Origin of the sequence: Priestia megaterium (assembly GCF_046599315.1) — a bacterium.
Taxonomy (GTDB): domain Bacteria; phylum Bacillota; class Bacilli; order Bacillales; family Bacillaceae_H; genus Priestia; species Priestia megaterium_F.
The window spans coordinates 47960-64915 of sequence record NZ_JBKIKC010000009.1 but is presented as its reverse complement, the minus strand read 5'-3'; the positions used below and the strand labels follow the sequence as shown (position 1 = coordinate 64915).

At 38.5% G+C, this 16956-nt stretch carries 19 protein-coding genes; 5 read left to right on the top strand and 14 right to left on the bottom strand.

Features of this window, described 5'->3' with window-relative positions; genetic code table 11:
* Window positions 1–16 precede the first annotated feature (16 nt).
* The 4 genes from ACLHDF_RS21970 to acnA form a co-directional block, all read right to left on the bottom strand.
* Window positions 17–160 (bottom strand): acid-soluble spore protein N, encoded by a 144-nt coding sequence (locus ACLHDF_RS21970; RefSeq protein WP_043982832.1) that lies wholly within the window; start codon window positions 158–160, stop codon window positions 17–19.
* A 44-nt stretch (window positions 161–204) separates the two neighbouring features.
* On the bottom strand, window positions 205–348 hold the full coding sequence (locus ACLHDF_RS21965; protein ID WP_013057252.1) for an FbpB family small basic protein: 144 nt from the start codon (window positions 346–348) through the stop codon (window positions 205–207).
* A gap of 212 nt (window positions 349–560) precedes the next feature.
* Window positions 561–1160, bottom strand: coding sequence for a redoxin domain-containing protein (locus ACLHDF_RS21960; RefSeq protein WP_413920737.1), 600 nt, complete (start codon window positions 1158–1160; stop codon window positions 561–563).
* A gap of 195 nt (window positions 1161–1355) precedes the next feature.
* Window positions 1356–4076 (bottom strand): aconitate hydratase AcnA, encoded by a 2721-nt coding sequence (gene acnA / locus ACLHDF_RS21955; RefSeq protein WP_413920736.1) that lies wholly within the window; start codon window positions 4074–4076, stop codon window positions 1356–1358.
* A 220-nt stretch (window positions 4077–4296) separates the two neighbouring features.
* Here acnA and sspO point away from each other — a divergent pair, with 220 nt between their 5' ends.
* From sspO to ACLHDF_RS21935, 4 genes are all read left to right on the top strand, one after another.
* Window positions 4297–4446: a small acid-soluble spore protein O gene (gene sspO / locus ACLHDF_RS21950; protein ID WP_013083371.1), complete on the top strand. Its 150-nt coding sequence runs from the start codon at window positions 4297–4299 to the stop codon at window positions 4444–4446.
* 212 nt (window positions 4447–4658) lie between these two features.
* Window positions 4659–4799: a small acid-soluble spore protein P gene (locus ACLHDF_RS21945; RefSeq protein ID WP_413920735.1), complete on the top strand. Its 141-nt coding sequence runs from the start codon at window positions 4659–4661 to the stop codon at window positions 4797–4799.
* 152 nt (window positions 4800–4951) lie between these two features.
* The gene (locus ACLHDF_RS21940) at window positions 4952–5392 is read left to right on the top strand and encodes an Hsp20/alpha crystallin family protein (RefSeq protein ID WP_413920734.1); all 441 of its coding nucleotides are present in this window, start codon (window positions 4952–4954) and stop codon (window positions 5390–5392) included.
* 151 nt (window positions 5393–5543) lie between these two features.
* The gene (locus ACLHDF_RS21935) at window positions 5544–6380 is read left to right on the top strand and encodes a Ku protein (protein WP_413920733.1); all 837 of its coding nucleotides are present in this window, start codon (window positions 5544–5546) and stop codon (window positions 6378–6380) included.
* Window positions 6381–6402: 22 nt separating this feature from the next.
* On the opposite strand, the gene ACLHDF_RS21930 is transcribed toward ACLHDF_RS21935, so the two are convergent.
* From ACLHDF_RS21930 to ACLHDF_RS21885, 10 genes are all read right to left on the bottom strand, one after another.
* Entirely contained in the window at window positions 6403–6801 is a 399-nt protein-coding gene (locus tag ACLHDF_RS21930) for a hypothetical protein (RefSeq protein ID WP_413920732.1), read from the bottom strand.
* Window positions 6802–6986: 185 nt separating this feature from the next.
* Window positions 6987–8699 carry a DUF2357 domain-containing protein gene (locus ACLHDF_RS21925; protein ID WP_413920731.1) on the bottom strand — a complete coding sequence of 571 codons (1713 nt, stop codon included), beginning with the start codon at window positions 8697–8699 and terminating at the stop codon, window positions 6987–6989.
* Window positions 8653–10287, bottom strand: coding sequence for an MrcB family domain-containing protein (locus ACLHDF_RS21920; protein ID WP_413920730.1), 1635 nt, complete (start codon window positions 10285–10287; stop codon window positions 8653–8655). The genes ACLHDF_RS21925 and ACLHDF_RS21920 overlap by 47 nt, the downstream gene beginning before the upstream one ends.
* Before the next feature lie 280 nt (window positions 10288–10567).
* Window positions 10568–10699, bottom strand: a complete 132-nt coding sequence (locus ACLHDF_RS21915; protein WP_413920729.1) for a hypothetical protein — start codon at window positions 10697–10699, stop codon at window positions 10568–10570.
* 5 nt (window positions 10700–10704) lie between these two features.
* Window positions 10705–11193 carry a hypothetical protein gene (locus ACLHDF_RS21910; protein ID WP_413920728.1) on the bottom strand — a complete coding sequence of 163 codons (489 nt, stop codon included), beginning with the start codon at window positions 11191–11193 and terminating at the stop codon, window positions 10705–10707.
* A 35-nt stretch (window positions 11194–11228) separates the two neighbouring features.
* Window positions 11229–11675 (bottom strand): (2Fe-2S)-binding protein, encoded by a 447-nt coding sequence (locus ACLHDF_RS21905; RefSeq protein ID WP_413920860.1) that lies wholly within the window; start codon window positions 11673–11675, stop codon window positions 11229–11231.
* A gap of 34 nt (window positions 11676–11709) precedes the next feature.
* A complete protein-coding gene (locus ACLHDF_RS21900; protein ID WP_413920727.1) occupies window positions 11710–12543 on the bottom strand; it encodes an FAD binding domain-containing protein in 834 nt (277 codons plus the stop codon).
* Complete coding sequence (locus ACLHDF_RS21895) at window positions 12530–14860, bottom strand: xanthine dehydrogenase family protein molybdopterin-binding subunit (RefSeq protein ID WP_413920726.1); 2331 nt, start codon at window positions 14858–14860, stop codon at window positions 12530–12532. The genes ACLHDF_RS21900 and ACLHDF_RS21895 overlap by 14 nt, the downstream gene beginning before the upstream one ends.
* Before the next feature lie 14 nt (window positions 14861–14874).
* Window positions 14875–15522: an NTP transferase domain-containing protein gene (locus ACLHDF_RS21890; RefSeq protein WP_413920725.1), complete on the bottom strand. Its 648-nt coding sequence runs from the start codon at window positions 15520–15522 to the stop codon at window positions 14875–14877.
* A 2-nt stretch (window positions 15523–15524) separates the two neighbouring features.
* Complete coding sequence (locus ACLHDF_RS21885; RefSeq protein WP_413920724.1) at window positions 15525–16529, bottom strand: XdhC family protein; 1005 nt, start codon at window positions 16527–16529, stop codon at window positions 15525–15527.
* 188 nt (window positions 16530–16717) lie between these two features.
* Here ACLHDF_RS21885 and ACLHDF_RS21880 point away from each other — a divergent pair, with 188 nt between their 5' ends.
* Window positions 16718–16948, top strand: a complete 231-nt coding sequence (locus ACLHDF_RS21880) for a hypothetical protein (RefSeq protein ID WP_413920723.1) — start codon at window positions 16718–16720, stop codon at window positions 16946–16948.
* Window positions 16949–16956: the final 8 nt, after the last annotated feature.

Below are 16956 nucleotides of genomic sequence, written 5' to 3'. Positions count from 1 at the left end.
TTCAGCGACTTTTTATTCATTCACCTTTGGTTTGAATAACTTGAGGATGCTTGCCCGATTTATCTTGCATTTGTTTTCCGTTATTTCCACCGGCTTCTCTCGGTTGAGTGCCGATATGATTCGGAACAAAAGGTTTGCTTTGTTTTTTAGGATTTCCCATGCTTATCCCCTCCTCACCGTTACTCTAACCAACTTACTTTAAACTTATTCAGCTCTTTCAAGCATACGATCTTCTAAACGCTTTTCAATTTCCATTTCAATGCGCTCAATTTCGGACTGATCTTTTAACAGCTGTGTTTTATTTTCTTGTACTAACTCCTCAAATGAACGTTTGCGTAATTTTCTCATGATTATAACACCTACTTTATGTAATTTTTATGAAAAATCTGAAAAATCTAAAGAAACTGATATCATACAACTATCTATATTGTAACCAATTTGTCAGATAAGTAAACATACTTTTTAAAAAGTTGTAAGAAAATTTGACATATTTACTGACTTATCTATACATACGATCGTAAAATAAAAAAGGTTCATTTTTAATAAAACAAGCAGCGAAGTTAATTCGCTGCTTGTTGAGCAAAGGTTTCCATCTGTTTAAGAGTCATTGGGCCATTGACTCGTTGAACAATTTTTCCTTGTTCATCTATAAAATAAGATGTCGGAATGGTAGAGACTCGATATTTTTTACTTCCTACAGTATCTTGATCGTCCAATAATACACGAAACGTAAATTGTTTTTCTTTAAGAAACTTAGATACTGCTTTTTTACTGCCTTCTGATGAAGTTAAATTAACCGCAAGCAGCTGTACATCGTTGCCATATTTCTCATAAAATGCTTGCATGTCGGGCATTTCTTTTTGACACGGCGGACACCATGTTGCCCAAAAGTTTAAAATGATTTTTTTTCCTTTAAAGTCCGATAATTGAACGGATTTCCCGTTCGTATCTGAAAGTGTAAACGGAGGCGCTGCGTCTTTTGGTTCCAACCCATAAGCTTGACCCGAAGCCTGACGAGCACTGTCGCCTTGTTTGATATTTAAATCCTTATATTCGCTTAAGTTAGAATTATCGGATGCTTCATTTGGAGAAAGCCCTTGCCAAAATGCATAGCTAAGAAAGCCTAGCAGCAGCAAGGCCGCAATTATTTTTTTAACCATATAATCGGCTCCTTTATTTCTTTTAAAAAGTGATAATATATGTACTAATAGATATGTGCAATATCTGCTAAAATAATCCTTTTATAGGGCATTTTATTTTATAATATAGCATATTTCTCTCTCATTTTTTGTCGAAAACGGTGCGTTTACATAAAAAAAGAGCGGCTCACGAGAACCGCTCTTTTACTTTATAACTTACGCATGTGTTTTAGACTGTAATTTATCACGAAGTACCATTTGAAGGATACCACCGTGGCGATAGTAATCAATTTCAACTTCACTGTCGAAACGAACTAGTACTTCAAACTCTTTTTTGTTTCCAGCTTCATCAGTTGCTGTTACTTTTACAAAATCACGTGGTTTTACTGATTCATCAACTGCTACTGCAATTGTTTCCTTTCCAGTTAAACCTAACGTATCCGCACTTTCACCATCTTTAAATTGAAGAGGTAAAACACCCATTAATACTAGGTTTGAACGGTGAATACGCTCAAAGCTTTCAGCAATTACTGTTTTAATACCTAAAAGGTTTGTTCCTTTTGCTGCCCAGTCACGAGAACTTCCCATGCCGTAATCTTTACCTGCAAGTACAACTAGACCTGTATTTTGCTCCTTGTATTTCATACAAGCATCATAAATGCTCATTACGTCATTGGTTGGCCAGTATGTTGTCCAGCCGCCTTCTGTACCAGGAGCTACTTGGTTTTTAATGCGAATATTTGCAAACGTACCGCGCATCATCACTTCATGGTTACCACGACGAGAACCGTATGAGTTAAAGTCTTTTGGTTCTACACCGTTTTCTTGAAGGTAAAGACCTGCAGGTGATGTTTTTGCAATTGAACCTGCTGGTGAAATGTGATCCGTGGTTACTGAGTCACCAAATTTTGCTACTACACGAAGGTCATTTAATGGTGCTACTTCACCTGGCTCTTCTGATAAGCCTTCAAAGAACGGTGGATTTTGAATGTATGTTGAGTCATTCTCCCATGTGTAAAGAGCATCTTCGCTCGTTTTAATTTCATTCCAGCGCTCGTTATCATCGAATACGCGCTCATACTCGTTACGGAATAACTCAGGCGTTACGGTACGGCTAACAACTTCTTTAATTTCATCTTGAGAAGGCCAGATGTCGCTAAAGAATACTTCATTGCCATCTGTATCAATGCCAATTGGATCTTTTTGTAAATCCACATCTACCGTTCCAGCTAGTGCATATGCTACAACAAGTGGTGGAGAAGCAAGGTAGTTACCTTTTACTAATGGGTGAATACGACCTTCAAAGTTACGGTTTCCTGAAAGAACAGACGTTACAAGCAAGTCACTGTCTGCAATCGCTGCTTCAATTTCAGCTTCTAATGGACCTGAGTTACCGATACAAGTCGTACAGCCGTAACCTACGATGTTAAAGCCGATTTTATCTAAGTATGGAAGCAGCCCTGAATTTTGCAGGTAAGCCGTTACTACTTTTGAACCCGGTGCTAAAGAAGTTTTCACGTAAGCAGGAACATCCAATCCTTTTTCTACTGCTTTTTTCGCAACTAAACCAGCTGCTACTAATACGTAAGGATTTGATGTGTTCGTACAGCTTGTGATAGCCGCAATAGCAATGGCACCTGTTTTCATTGTTGTTTCTGAACCGTCTGCAAGCTTAAATGTAATTTCTTTATCTACATCTTTAGCATCAAGTCCGAAGCTTTGGTTGCTAACAGGAGCTGTTAAAGCTTTTTTGAATTCTTTTTGCATTTGAGAAAGTGGAATTAAATCTTGCGGACGCTTTGGACCAGAAAGATTCGCTTCAATCTCGGCAAGGTTAATCTCAACAACGTCAGTGAAGATTGGATCTTCATTTTCTGGTGTAAAGAATAAACCGTTTGCTTTTGTATATTGTTCGACAACCTGAATGTCTTTTTCATCTCGTCCTGTTAAACGCATGTATGCGAGTGCCTCTGTGTCCACTGGGAAGAACCCACATGTTGCACCGTATTCAGGAGCCATATTAGCAATTGTTGCACGGTCAGCTAGTGGAAGTTCTGCTACGCCAGGACCAAAGAATTCAACGAATTTTCCGACTACTCCTTTTTGACGAAGCACTTGCGTAACTTTTAATGCTAAGTCTGTAGCTGTAGTACCGTTTGGTAATTCACCCACAAGTTTAACACCGATTACTTCAGGAACTGGGAAATAAGAAGGTTGACCAAGCATGCCTGCTTCAGCTTCAATACCACCAACACCCCATCCTAAAACACCGATACCATTAATCATCGTTGTATGAGAGTCAGTACCTACTAGAGAATCAGGGAAAGCCACGAATTCACCGTCTTCTTCAACAGCATGAACAACGTTTGCTAAATATTCTAAATTTACTTGGTGCACGATACCAGTAGCTGGTGGAACTGCACGATAGTTATTAAATGATTTTTGAGCCCAGCTTAAGAAATTATAGCGCTCTGTATTACGTTGAAACTCAAGGTCCATATTAACTCGTAACGAGTCAGCTGTACCTGCTTTATCAACTTGTACGGAGTGGTCGACAACGAGGTCTACTGGAATTTCTGGATTGATTTTATCAGGATCTCCTCCTAAATCAGCCATTGCTTTACGAAGTGATGCTAAGTCTACAACCGCTGGAACTCCAGTGAAGTCTTGAAGAATAACACGAGATGGTTTGAAAGGAACATCGATATCTTTGATGTCTTTTGTTCCCCATTTTGCAAGGTTTTCGACGTGTTCTTTTGTGATGACACGGCCATCTACCTGACGAAGAACAGATTCTAATAATACTTTAATTGAATAAGGCAGCTTAGATACGTTACCTAAACCTGCTTCCTCTAAAGCTTGTAAGCGGTAATAATTATATGTGCTGCCATTAAGATCGAATGACGAACGAGCGTTAAAAACGTCTTTTTTAGTCATTGCTTTTACCCCCTTAAAATTCTATGTATAAAGGATTCACTTGCCCCATCCTCTATTCCCTTCACCATCTATCTTAATATAATATTATACATAAGTAAATAAAAAGAATGTTATTAATTAACATAAGTTTTACTTATAACCTTTCCTGTTTTCCTTTTATTTTTCTAATAATTCATATTTCATTGATTTTTACGCATGCTAGAAACGGAGGTGATTCAACATGGCTAAACGCAAGTCAAACCACGTCATTCCTGGAGCTAACGCGGCTAGCGCTCAGGGAAAAGGAGCGGGTTATAACGAAGAATTTTCAAACGAACCATTAACAGAACAACAGAAACAAAATAATAAAAAACGTAAAAAAAATCAATAAATTAATTTCTTATTGGATATACTAATCACTAGTTAGAAAAGCAAAACCGTTTAACTCCATGAAATCTAACGAGAAGGCGTCACTATATGTGGCGCTTTTTTTCTGTTCCCATTTCCTCTTTTTGTTAAACCTACTTTTTAAAAGGAGAATTTTTCATCGGATAAATCCCCTTTCACTATCCTACCCTAATAAATGAAAGGGAGGGTTTAACTATGAACAAAAACAGCAGCAAAGACATTCGAAGAAATGCGCCAAAAAACAATTCTGGACAGCCAGAACCGCTAAGCGGATCTCATAAAGTGAAAAATCGTCAGCATTCTCGCCAAAAACATAATAGCGGACACGATATGTAAAACAGCAGCAAGCTCTCTTCGGGGCTTGCTTTTTTATATGTAAAGAAGACAGCTAGTACTTCAAGCTTATTCTTTTCGCAGGAGTTCACTAAGTACATAAACGCGCATATCATAGTAAAGTGAAACAGTTTAAACAATGGAGGAACGTAGAAATGAAAAACAAGCGTCTGCCAGCAGACCAAATGTTTGTAAAAGGCTTTCAAGAGTTGTTAGAAATCATGCTTTCAAATCCCTTTATGAGTTATTTAGATTACGATTCTGTTCGTATCGATTTATTTGAAACAGAACAATCATTTATTGTCGAAGCTGAATTGTTAGGGTATCACCCTAAAGATATTATCGTTCAAATACAGGCTGAACACTTACAGCTAACAGCCAAGAAATACTGCATTAGAGAATTTCATGATGAAAAGCAAGGAACACTTGCAAGAGAACAAATGGAAGAAAGCGTTGAACGTACAATTGACTTTCCATTTCCATTGATGAATAAAAAGATTACAGCTACGTTTAGTAACGAAATCCTTGAAATTACGATTTCTAAACATGAGACAAGTGAATCTAATCAGCAAATAGTCCCTATTGATTTCCAATAAAGCTGCAGATATTGTCTCTGGAGCTTTATTGGAAATATTCAATTGTTTATTTAACACATAGTTTTTTAAGAATGTTCTTCTTTTCAAAATAACGGGATATCCGTTGTTTTTTTGCGGCACACTACTAAAAAAGAGTAAAAGGAGAACGTTTATGCTTCATACTGCATGGAAAGGTAAAATCAGCTTCGGATTAATTGATATCCCTATTAAACTGCATGGAGCAATCGAAGAAAAAGATGTAAAGCTGCGTACGCTACACTCCGTTTGCCATACACCTATTCATCAGGAAAAACATTGCCAAACGTGTGGACGAGAAGTAGAATCCGACGAACTGGTTAAAGGATACGAAACAGCAACCGGTCAGTTTGTTGTACTTTCGCAGCAGGAAATTGACAGTGTCAAAGAGCCCTTTGCAGCAAACAAAGCTGTTGAATTGCTACACTTTGTTTCGTTAGATGAGATTGATTCTTTGTTTTTTGATAAGCCCTATTATATTTCTCCTGGAGAAACAAGCCTAAAAGCTTACTATACTTTATTAAATGCACTTGAAATAACAAATAAAGTCGGTATTGCCAATGTATTTTTATATTCCAAACAGCAGATAGCGATTATTCGTTCCTTTCGCGGCTCTCTTGTTCTTCACACAATGCATTTTGAAGAAGAGCTTCGTTCAGTCACAGATGTGCCTAACTTATCTAGTACTTTTTCCATTAATGGAAATGATACAAAAGTGACGGTGGAATTAATTGATAAGCTATCTACTTCTTTTAATCCATCTATTTACAAAAACCACTACCGAGACGCCTTGCAAAGCATCATTCAACAAAAAATAAATCAAGGCGAAGTTACAAAAGTAAGTGGAAGCGAAGAGAAAGATATTCTACATTTAATGGAAATGTTAAAAGTGAGCATAGATCCATCTCCTTTACAGCCGACAAAATCAGCAGCAGCAGAGAAAAAAATTTCATCCTTAAAAAAGAAAGCATAAAAAAAGCTAACGAAGGAATTCGTTAGCTTTCATTTGCAACAGAGGTCTTAGGAACAATGGCTCCATATGACGACGGTATTTTTAAATATTGCGTTACTTGATTATTTTCTACAAACACAATAAAGTTATCTTTCTTATCTTTTCCAATACCTTTAGCTTTCGCTTCAGACCACGTAAAGCCCAGCTTTTCATTTACCTCACTGCGAGTCGTTTCCGGGCCAAAAACATATACTTTATCCCATCTAAAATCACATAATTCATTAAAATCAAGGATGGAAGCTTCTTCTTTACTTTGATTTGTTTTTTTAATTTCATTAATTACAGTTTGCTGAAGTTGCGCTTGGTTGCGTTCGCTGTATACCCTGTCAATAAAAAAAGTTGCCAATAGCGCTACTAACGTGAATAGTAGAATCTTTTTCACTTCGTTGTCCTCCTGATACGTTCTCTGCACATGATACGACTTCTTTTTGATACGGTTTTATTCTCTACTATTCTAGAAAATTCAACAGGAAAATACAACTAAAATCTTGAAATGTCATCAAAACATAAAAAACTTAACACTGCTTCAACACATAAAAAAAGCTTGTTCACTTTCTGTTTATTTACCTACTCAGCGCTACAAGAATTCGGTTCCTCCGTGCAGATAGTTTGAATAAATTCTTCTACTAGCCCTTCTTCTCCCGGCAAAAAAGGCAGCGCACCCACTCCAACACGTTCAATACTTTTATAAAAATGATGATGCTTATAGTCTTCTACTTTTCCTGGAAACAGCACAATTGCTGTTTGTACTGGCTTCGTTCCATTTTCTTCTACAATAGCGTCTCGGTAACGATGCATGGTATTAATATCTTCTTCTCTAGGAGCTGCAGTATCTTGATTTGGTTTAATACGATACTTAGCGTCAAAAAGATATACGTTTTTTTCCTCGCCTTGCTTTACTTCAAGCAGCAAGTCTGGCTTTTGAATAACGGTATGAGTATGATGATATTCTTTTTGATACCATAGCGTCACTTCTGCTTTCCCCACTTGAAAACGATGATGAGATGCCTGCATCCTGACATTCAACCCTTGTTCTGTTGTTGTCATGATGTTTTGTTCTATTCGTTTGCCGTAAGTGTGCAACTTTTTTAACAGATTAACATACGTCCAGTATTCATAGAGAGTTGCGATATCTTTTAATGAAAGGTGGTAAAACTCGCCGTTAAGAGCTAATCCTCGCGTCAAGAACATAAAGTATCTGCTTGCCTCCCCATAGCGAGGTGCCGTACGTAGTGTAGGGGAAAGAGTTGAGATTTGTATAGTTTTCACCTTTTGCCAAAACATATTATTTAATAGTCTTTTTAATTCCGTATGATGGGTTTCTAGAGCTAACACCGCTTCTTTTTTCACATATCTATTTTCTATCAATTTGTCAATTAGCTTAGTTAGCTTACTGTACAGCTGTATCATCATCCATTTCACACTTTGATTTTCCGGATTATCATAGGTAGATACATGTGTTGTGCCAATCGCTTTTGTAGGGACTACTTTTACGTGCCGATTAATTTTAATCCCTCTGCTTGAAGGTGCAAGATAGATAGGGTGTGTTCGGACAAATGATATAGCACGGCTATCTTGTTTTTTTATTTGATCTCCTCTCATGAGCTCGTGTTCAACTTTTACGGATTGAAACGGCTGATTCTCAATCTGACGAACAGCATGAAGAAACGGTTTCATATAGTAAGAGAGCACATGATAAAATTCCGTCCATGTTGCTTGTTTAGACCAAACCGATTTTGCTTCAACATACGTTTTACGTAGCATATCGTATGCCAAATCATGAATGTAGCCGTTCACTTCATCAACCATGTGTACATAATCTGTCTTATAGCTCATCTTTGATGGGAAAATTTCAAGAGTAAAAGACAGCTCTTTTTCTATTTCACTGTAGACATGAAACGTAGAATAACCTACTTCATTTTGAAAGCTTATATTTCCTGTCAAGATATAAGGAAATCCTACAGTTTGAAAACTTTGTTCAACCGCTTTTGAATCGTGAGCCACAAACAGGCTTGTTTTACTTTTGGAAATTATTGTAATTTGGTAGGTTTCATTTTCAAAAAACAAAGGCTTAAGCGGCGGTTTTGAAGTCATCATGCCTTTTGTTTGATTTAATACTTTTACATGTGTAATTCCTTTTCCCGTACAAGAAAAAAACATCACTTCTTCTGTAGATTTTATTCTTTTTTTATTTTTCCCCTTTATAACCACCGTACATATGTCAGTTTCAATTTCAACGTACGGTATTAATCCAAAATGACGTGTATCCGTATACTTCAAAGCGTCTCATCATCTCCATTATTTTGCGTGCGCTTTTAGGAAACCTCATCCCATCTGCATTGACGACAGCTGTCTTAAATGCATCATCTAGCAGTGTATTTGTGCAGTAATAATAAAGGTTTTTTAATAAGTCAAATGTGTAAGCATCGCTTCCTGAAATACGGGGCAAGACTTTTTGTAAAATCTGAAAATCAAACGCCTGATCAAATGTAAACACCCCGCTTTTTACTGCGTAAATTAAATAAAAGCATATTTCGTCGCGTACGCGGTAACCTATTTGCAAATCTACTTCTGTAAGCATCTCGTTGATGGTTAGCAGTTCGTTTGTTACTTCATGAATGAGCTCAGCGTGTTCAACATACGCATCTTTTAAGTGAACATATTGACTTTGAATTTGTACATTCCGAATGCTGTTCCGCGATGGATTTCTATCATTTAAAAAATCAAAAGAATCTAGTTGAATCTTATTTAACTCAATGGTGTTGGTACGATCTAATAACTTTTGGCTAAACCCGTGAGTTGTTTCATCCATATTAATGGTACCGATAATGAGAAGGTTGGATGGCAAATAAATATCTCGGAACATCTTATGTCCAGGAAATAACGGAGCCGTTTTGATTTTCTCTTTTGACCAGTTCCTGCTTTCCATCACGCTTAAGATATCGCTAAAGTAATGTTCAACTCGAGCTAAGTTCATTTCATCCAATATGGCAACATATGTGTAAGCTGGATGCTGAATGGCTTGCTGCATAATCGCCAGAAACGAGCCTCTGCGAAAATCTCCTCTTAAATCAATATATCCTAATAAATCTGAACTATCGTGCCAATCGGGTCGAACTGGGATGAGCACTTGCCTTCCATTTTCAACCGTGGCACCAATACTGTCTGCTAAGAGCTGGGCAAGCTTTGTTTTTCCAGTCCCACTCATTCCTGATAAAACAATAAAAGGCTTGGTCTTTAAAGCAAAGTAGGCGTTAGCTATATCTTGTCGTTCATATGTAAATCCAGATTTCCTAATATATTCATGAATATGAACAATGGCGTCTTTGTCTCCGACCATCTCTTTGCTCATTCCGTATGTTTTTATATACTGTTCATGCATACTCAGCAGTAAATGCAAGTCGTCTTGAAGCTGACCATTGCTAGGTAAATCTGCTATATTGTAAGGAAGGTAAAGAGCTACTCTATCCTCAAAGCTTTTCGCTTCCCTGCTTGTACCAATGACAATATGATTATCTTTAAATACGCGAGCATGCTCAGGAGTAAAGAAGCGAATGTCTTTCAGATCAGGTCCTGCTTCTGAATCTCCTTTCATCATGACTAAGTAAATGCGCTGACCGTCTTCGCTGAATACATACGCCACCACCACATCACTCTCTATATTTTTATTGGCAAGGGTCACGTAAGGAAATGTTTCACCGTGGTGTCCCGATATACGCATTTCTTCTCGATTTATATGCTCCAACCGATAAAGAGAAATCGGAAGCCTGCGTGTAAGCATATTTTCGATTTCGTGTTTTACAAGTACATCTCCACCGACTTGTTTATAATATTCCGCTACATACAGCAGCCGTTCGCGCAAACTCATCGAATTCTCTCCTTTCTGCCGTCACTGCAGTTTGTAAAAATAAAAAGCATCGTCAGTTGACCACGCAAAATTTTCATTTCTTTTATTATAGACGCTTTCTTCGTATAGTAAGCTTTTTATAACATTCGAAACTGCTAGATTATTCTTTTCTCTACATATATGTTTATGTTCATTCTAATAAAACATGACAGAAAAGAAAAGCGTCAGGGATTTAATGAATGAAGAGGTAATGATACGAGCAGAAAAATAGGCATTTTCTGTGCACAGTGATAAAACACCATTATGCTCTATGATTTTTAACGTCTGCTGCTTTTGGCTGAGTAAAGAAAAAAATAAAAATAATAAGTGGCAGCGCGATAAGAAAAACACTCGTCTCTGAAGGTCTTACTGTAGGTATATCCGTTAATGACATTTTAATCAGTCCTTTGTAAATTTTTCAACTAAGTCAGGGTTTACATGAAAATGTTTTGATACCGTACGATGAAAAAACTGAGAGGATTGATTTAGTTCACTTAATGCAGGTTCTGTTTTAGGGACACCAAAAATAGGCCCGCTTACGTTAATGGTAAACCTCCCAGAAGAAATAAAGGCGCCCGACACATTAATCTGGTTATTAAGCAGCAAAGCCGCAAGAAACACATCAATCATATCAATAATGATACTAATTCCCACATCTCCGTCTTTTCCTTCTATGCGACTAGTTCCTGTAATAGGTCCGCCTACTGAAATACGAAAAGCTCCGGGTGTCACAAATACTCCTATAATTGTTATTTGGCCAGTTAATAATAATATGGCTGTTACTACATCCAGATTTCGTTGAATGGCAAAGATAAGTTCTCTTTCTTTATCAAAGCCGCTTTTCCATTCCACATTCTCCACACCCTTAGCACATACTATTCTAAACACGTGTAAATGTTATTCTATTTCTTCTTTTTCCTTTCTCACTCGCGCTCCGAAGAGTCCAAAACAGATTTCACCGCGTCTTCAATTTCTTTATACCCTGTACATCTGCATATATTGGAGGCTAACCACTCCTTTATAATATCGTCACTGCCCGAAGGATAGTGTTTGGAAAGCAAATGAGCATTCATGATAAAACCCGACGTACAATAACCGCACTGAAAAGCAAAGTGTTCGATAAAAGCTTTTTGCATAGGTGAACTCTTGAGTCCTTCTATAGTCATTATTTCTTTCTCTTCTGCTTCCGCTGCTAACATGAGGCAAGATTTCATTGGCCGCTGATCTATTCCTACTGTACAAGCTCCGCAGTCTCCGTTTAAACAGCCTGGTTTCGCTCCGGTAAGGCCCAGCTTTTCTCTTAATACGTAAAGAAGTGTATCTGCCGTTCGAATATTAATCATTTTTTCTTCCCCATTAACCTTTAGCATAAGGTTTAGTCTATACCGTTCATCTCTTAGCACATTACGTTCCTCCCAGCTCTGTAAAGATATCAAACAATAAATTTTCAATCACAAATTTGCGATATCGAGCCGATCCCTCTCCATCGTTTAAAATCGGAGCGGGTATATATTTAAGAGCAGTTTGAATTCGTTCTTCTAATGAAGTTTCTTTATGATTTAGCGCTTCTTCTATTTCAGTTGAGCGAAAAGGAAACGAACACACTCCGCTGAAAGCTACTCGAATGGTTCCTTCTGTTTTTAGAGCTGCTATCGTAACCAATGGATATCCTGTATCCCACTGCTGGCGCTCTTTTATGCTCATATACGGGATGTCAGCATACTTTGTTTCCACAAATATCTGAACAAGCAGCTCTCCTTTTTTCACCTGCAGACGCCGGTGAAAAAGATCATGAATTGAATAGACGTTCACCCCATTGGGACCTGCCACTGCGAGTTGACTATCCGCTAAAAGCAGCGGCAATACGGCCTCTCGATAAAAGATATGTCCGCAAATATTTCCTCCTAGCGTTATTTTATTTCGAGCCGTGTGGTCAGCCACTTCGCTTGCAGACTTACTTAATAAAGGAAACAAGTTTTTCTCTTCCAGTTCAGTTAACGTTACCCCTGCACCAAAAATCATCCAATCTTCATTAGCTTCTGCTTTTTGAAATTCCGGTATGTTTTTTATATCAATGACAGCATGGGTAACAAACAAGCCCAATCTGCCCAATGTCAGAATTTCGGTACCTCCAGCATAGTAGCGCGGCTGTTTGCCTTGATTCTCTAACTCTTGAAACAAGGCAACGGCCTCTGAAACGGTTTCAGGTTTATAATATTCAAAGTCAAACGAAAGCATCTGCATTCCCTTCTTTCATTCTCCAAATCAATTCTGGAATAAGAGGAAGTTGATTTAATTCTATTTCTGCTGCCACCGTTAAGCTGTTTCCTAAAGAAGCCGGCATACCAAGCAGCCCGTGTTCTCCGACTCCTCTAGCTCCGTACGCCGCATCTAATTGAGGCGTATGAACAAAGTCTACTACGTACTCCGGGTGCTCTCCGTAGCGAAGAGGACGATATTTCCGAAGCTGGGGGTTTAAAATACGGCCGTTTGAATCAAACCAAAATGTTTCTCTACCTGCAAACGATAGTCCCATACTCATTGCACCCATGACTTGCCCTCTTGCCATTTTCTCGTTTAACACGGTTCCTATATCAATAACAGAGATAGCTTTTACAATACGATATCTATACGTTCTAGGGTTATATTCAACTTCCACCCCTTCAGCGGCAACCGTCCATTCTGGTCCCGGACGCCCCGCTCCTGTTTCTTTATCCAAGTAAGTCATACCTCTTAAAATATAATTTCCCCTCCCTATGATTTGCCCTCCAATTGCATTTCCATTCGGATATTTATAGCCATACACAATTTCTTTAAAATCCAAAGAGGTCTCAGGCTCATCCCGTAAAAAAACTTTTTCGTGTCTTATTTCGATATCTTCCTCAGAAGCTCGAAATATACGAGAAGCTATCTTTTTTAATTGGTTAATCACATCTTCAGCAGCTTCTAAAACCGCTCTTCCTGCCATAAAAGTTCCTCTGCTAGCCACCGTTTTCCAATGTTCAGGAGTCGTTTGAGTATCTACTTCCATTCGTACATGAATACGTTCCACGCGCATCCGCAATTTTTCAGCCAGTATTTGCGCCAGCACTGTTTTCGTTCCCGTGCCTAGTTCAATAACGCCAGACATTAAATTCACGCTTCCATCCGGATTGAATGTTAAAATAACACCTGAACCAGCGTTCGTTTCAATAGTCGAGGTTTTCCAAACGCAGCTAATACCTTTGGCAGAAATAAGGCCGTTTTCATGAACTATTCTCTGCCCTTCCTCCCATTTCATCAGCTGCTTCAACCGACGAATACATTCCGGTAAGTTACCAACGCTGCTAGAAGTTAAACGGACTTGTGTAGGCGTAGTATCACCGGGTAAAATAGCGTTTTTTTCTCTAAACTCCAAAGGATCTATACCTGCTTTTTTAGCAAGGATGTCCATCGTGCGCTCAAATGCAAATAATAGTTCAGAGTGGCTAAATCCTCGAAAAGGGGACGCGTAAGGATGATTTGTATACACACATAATGAATCACAGAAAATATGTTCAAGACGATAAGGTCCCGTACAGTCAGCTGCTGCTGCTTTACTTAAGTCCGTTCCTTTATCCGCATAAGCACCGCTGTCAAATAAATAAAGAATTTCAGCAGCCTGCAAGATTCCCTCTTTAGAACACCCTAGTTTGATTTTGGCATCTAGACCTACGTGAGCAGGCGAAGTAAGCATATCCTCTTCTCTTGTGTTCAATATTTTAACCGGTCTTCCACCAACAGCTTTTGAAGCTAGGTAAGCAAGCAGCTCCAGCTGGACAGCCGCTTTTCCTCCATACCCTCCTCCTACTAGTGGTGTTTCAACAATCACCTTTCCCGCTTCAATTTCAAAGTACTCACTGATTAATTTTTTCACCATAAAAGGAGCTTGAGAAGAAGTAATAATTTTAACTAATCCATTCGGAAGGATTTCAGCAGCGGCACTTCTTGTTTCCATCGCCGCGTGATCTGAAGGAGACAAAGAAAACGTTTCTTCAACTATTAACTCACTTTTTTGCCAACCTTCTTCCATATTGCCTTTTCGTATTTTGACTCTGTTAGCTACGTTGGTCCCTGGCTCTGGATACACCGTCTTATCATGCTTGTAGTTGTGCATATTTTCATGCACTAAAGGAGAATCAGGCTCAACTGCCGCGCTAGGAGAATGAACGACAGGTAACGGCTCATATTGAATATGAACAGAACTCGCCGCACGCTCAGCGAGTGCGGGACTTTCTGCTACTACAAGGACTACGGCTTCTCCATGATACCGCACTTTTTCAAACGCAAGCGGTCGCCGGTCACGAACTCCTTCTCCAGTTAACGGCAAATGCTCGCCCGTCACAATAGCGTGAACACCGGGAGTAGCAATCGCCGCTTGAATGTCTATAGCTTGAATCCTTGCATGAGCGTAAGGACTGATTACTATTTTGGCATGTAGGGAACCTTTAAAATTGTAATCATTTGTATATCGAGCTGTACCCGTTACTTTTTCTAACGCATCTTTTCGAATCACGCTTTTCCCAATGACCTCCACTTTTTTCACCTCCATCAATCAAACAGCTGACGTTTCGCTTTGTATATCTTTTTAATGCGTTCATATGCTTGTTTTGTATCAACATCAATAAAAAGGGAAGCGTCGGTACATTCATAAAACATTCCATTTCCACTTCCGTTTTGCCTTATAATTTTTCTTGCCCCTTGATCTCCTTGCAGCTTATCCAAGCTTGAAAACATTTGTTTTGAAAATAAAACCGGCGCTCTGGCAATTCCTTGATAAAAAGATGAAATAAACGGAACGGAGGAATGGTTCTCAAACACAGAAACAAATGTATTAATCAGCATGATACTTACAAGAGGCTGGTCTGCTAGCAGCACAATAATAGCATCAGCACTTAATTCTTTGGCTTTTTTTAAACCGCATTTCAAAGACGCAGACTGACTTTTTAAGGCGCTACTACAAGAAGTATGACTCCACTTCTGCTGATATGCTTCTGAAAAAAGAATAGGGTCAATCCACTTAAGATAATCCCCTTCCTTTGTTACTACTATCGTATGATTTACTTTGGAACAAACCGCTGTTCGTAAAGCTTTACTACCTAAATATCCACTCCCTAAAGGAAGCAGCAGCTTATTGCTGCCCATCCTTTTACTAGCCCCCGCGGCAAGATAAACAGCAACAATATTTAAACCGGACATTTTTATCCCTTTTGTTCATTATACATTCGGAGGGTTTGAATTAATTCAGCAAGAATACTAACGGCAATTTCCTGCGGTCCTACCGCTCCTATAGAAAGCCCTACCGGGGAATGAATGCGTGAAGAAATATCATTATTCAATAATCGAAATGTTCGCTTTTTAGGTCCTAACACTCCTATATATTTCAAAGGTTTTGATTTTAATAGGGCCAAAATTTCTTGATCCCGATAAAAATTATGCGTCATGATCACAACAAAATCATCGCTCTGAACGCACAATTGTCTATCTATTTCCTCTGGAAATCCAATATGTATTTCCTCTGCTAGCGGAAAATGCTCCTTATTACATAAAGCCGGCCTCCAATCGCATAAAGTAACAAAAAACCCCGTATTGGCAGCAAGTTCTACTAAGTATTTTGCATCAGTACCTGCTCCCCAGATAACTAAACGAGGCTTTGGTTTATATAGATGAGCGTAGGTGAGTAGAGAGCGGTCCGAAAGTTGAATACCGCTCTTTACCCTATTCCAATCACCTGTTACAGAAGATGCTTCTTCGCTATTTGCACCAAATATTTCACCTGTCTTTTCTACGTAAAAAGAGGTTGTTTGAATAAAGTTTTTTTCTAATTTTTTAATATGTAAAACAGGATGTCGGTTATCTAAATGACGTTTTACCCGCAAGAGATTTCGCTTCATCCTCGCATTTACGGGCTCTAGGAGAATATAGAGGATTCCATTGCAGCCTGCCCCTTGTCCCCACCCTGCATCACCTTCTTCTTTTAAATTATACGTAACGGTTAATGCGTGCTCTGTGTAGAACAACTCTTTTATGCGCTCAGCAAGATCTGCTTCTACACATCCAGCGCTTAACATCCCGATATTCTCCCCGTTTTCTTGAAACAGCATGGACGTTCCCTCTTTTAAGTAAGAAGATCCTTCTACGTGAATAATCGTTGCCAGCACGCTTTTTACTGTTGATGTTTCTACAGCATGTAAAATATCGTACATTTTTATTATTCCCTCCTTTTCCTGCCAAGGTTTTAAAATCTTTTCACGTTTTATACCAAACTACAATACGCTACAGTAGACCGCTTCTACTCTTTGGATAAACCATTGTATTATTCATATTTTCAAAGAAGCTACAATAAGCTTTTAAAGACTTAGAAGAACTGTCGCTTTTTAGAAAGGAGAATAGTATGCTATTTGACTCAACAAAAATCAACCTAGGAAAATTGAACGTTCGCAGCGCTGAGCAAGCAAGTAATATTTCTATTGGAAATACGTTAAAAGTGACAAGATATGTCACAGCAAAAAAAAATCAGGCCTTCGGACAGCAGTACGCTGATCAATGTTTTTCAGCAGGATCTGCTCAAAAAACTACAGATAATGATTATGTGGATGCATTTGCAACAAAAGATGATAAATAAGGAGGAAA

Coding starts and splice junctions, on each gene's coding strand:
- ACLHDF_RS21970 (WP_043982832.1), bottom strand. CDS start 160: ATGGGAAATCCTAAAAAACAAAGCAAACCTTTTGTTCCGAATCATATC.
- ACLHDF_RS21965 (WP_013057252.1), bottom strand. CDS start 348: ATGAGAAAATTACGCAAACGTTCATTTGAGGAGTTAGTACAAGAAAAT.
- ACLHDF_RS21960 (WP_413920737.1), bottom strand. CDS start 1,160: ATGGTTAAAAAAATAATTGCGGCCTTGCTGCTGCTAGGCTTTCTTAGC.
- acnA (WP_413920736.1), bottom strand. CDS start 4,076: ATGACTAAAAAAGACGTTTTTAACGCTCGTTCGTCATTCGATCTTAAT.
- sspO (WP_013083371.1), top strand. CDS start 4,297: ATGGCTAAACGCAAGTCAAACCACGTCATTCCTGGAGCTAACGCGGCT.
- ACLHDF_RS21945 (WP_413920735.1), top strand. CDS start 4,659: ATGAACAAAAACAGCAGCAAAGACATTCGAAGAAATGCGCCAAAAAAC.
- ACLHDF_RS21940 (WP_413920734.1), top strand. CDS start 4,952: ATGAAAAACAAGCGTCTGCCAGCAGACCAAATGTTTGTAAAAGGCTTT.
- ACLHDF_RS21935 (WP_413920733.1), top strand. CDS start 5,544: ATGCTTCATACTGCATGGAAAGGTAAAATCAGCTTCGGATTAATTGAT.
- ACLHDF_RS21920 (WP_413920730.1), bottom strand. CDS start 10,287: ATGAGTTTGCGCGAACGGCTGCTGTATGTAGCGGAATATTATAAACAA.
- ACLHDF_RS21915 (WP_413920729.1), bottom strand. CDS start 10,699: ATGTCATTAACGGATATACCTACAGTAAGACCTTCAGAGACGAGTGTT.
- ACLHDF_RS21905 (WP_413920860.1), bottom strand. CDS start 11,675: ATGCTAAAGGTTAATGGGGAAGAAAAAATGATTAATATTCGAACGGCA.
- ACLHDF_RS21900 (WP_413920727.1), bottom strand. CDS start 12,543: ATGCTTTCGTTTGACTTTGAATATTATAAACCTGAAACCGTTTCAGAG.
- ACLHDF_RS21890 (WP_413920725.1), bottom strand. CDS start 15,522: ATGTCCGGTTTAAATATTGTTGCTGTTTATCTTGCCGCGGGGGCTAGT.
- ACLHDF_RS21885 (WP_413920724.1), bottom strand. CDS start 16,529: ATGTACGATATTTTACATGCTGTAGAAACATCAACAGTAAAAAGCGTG.
- ACLHDF_RS21880 (WP_413920723.1), top strand. CDS start 16,718: ATGCTATTTGACTCAACAAAAATCAACCTAGGAAAATTGAACGTTCGC.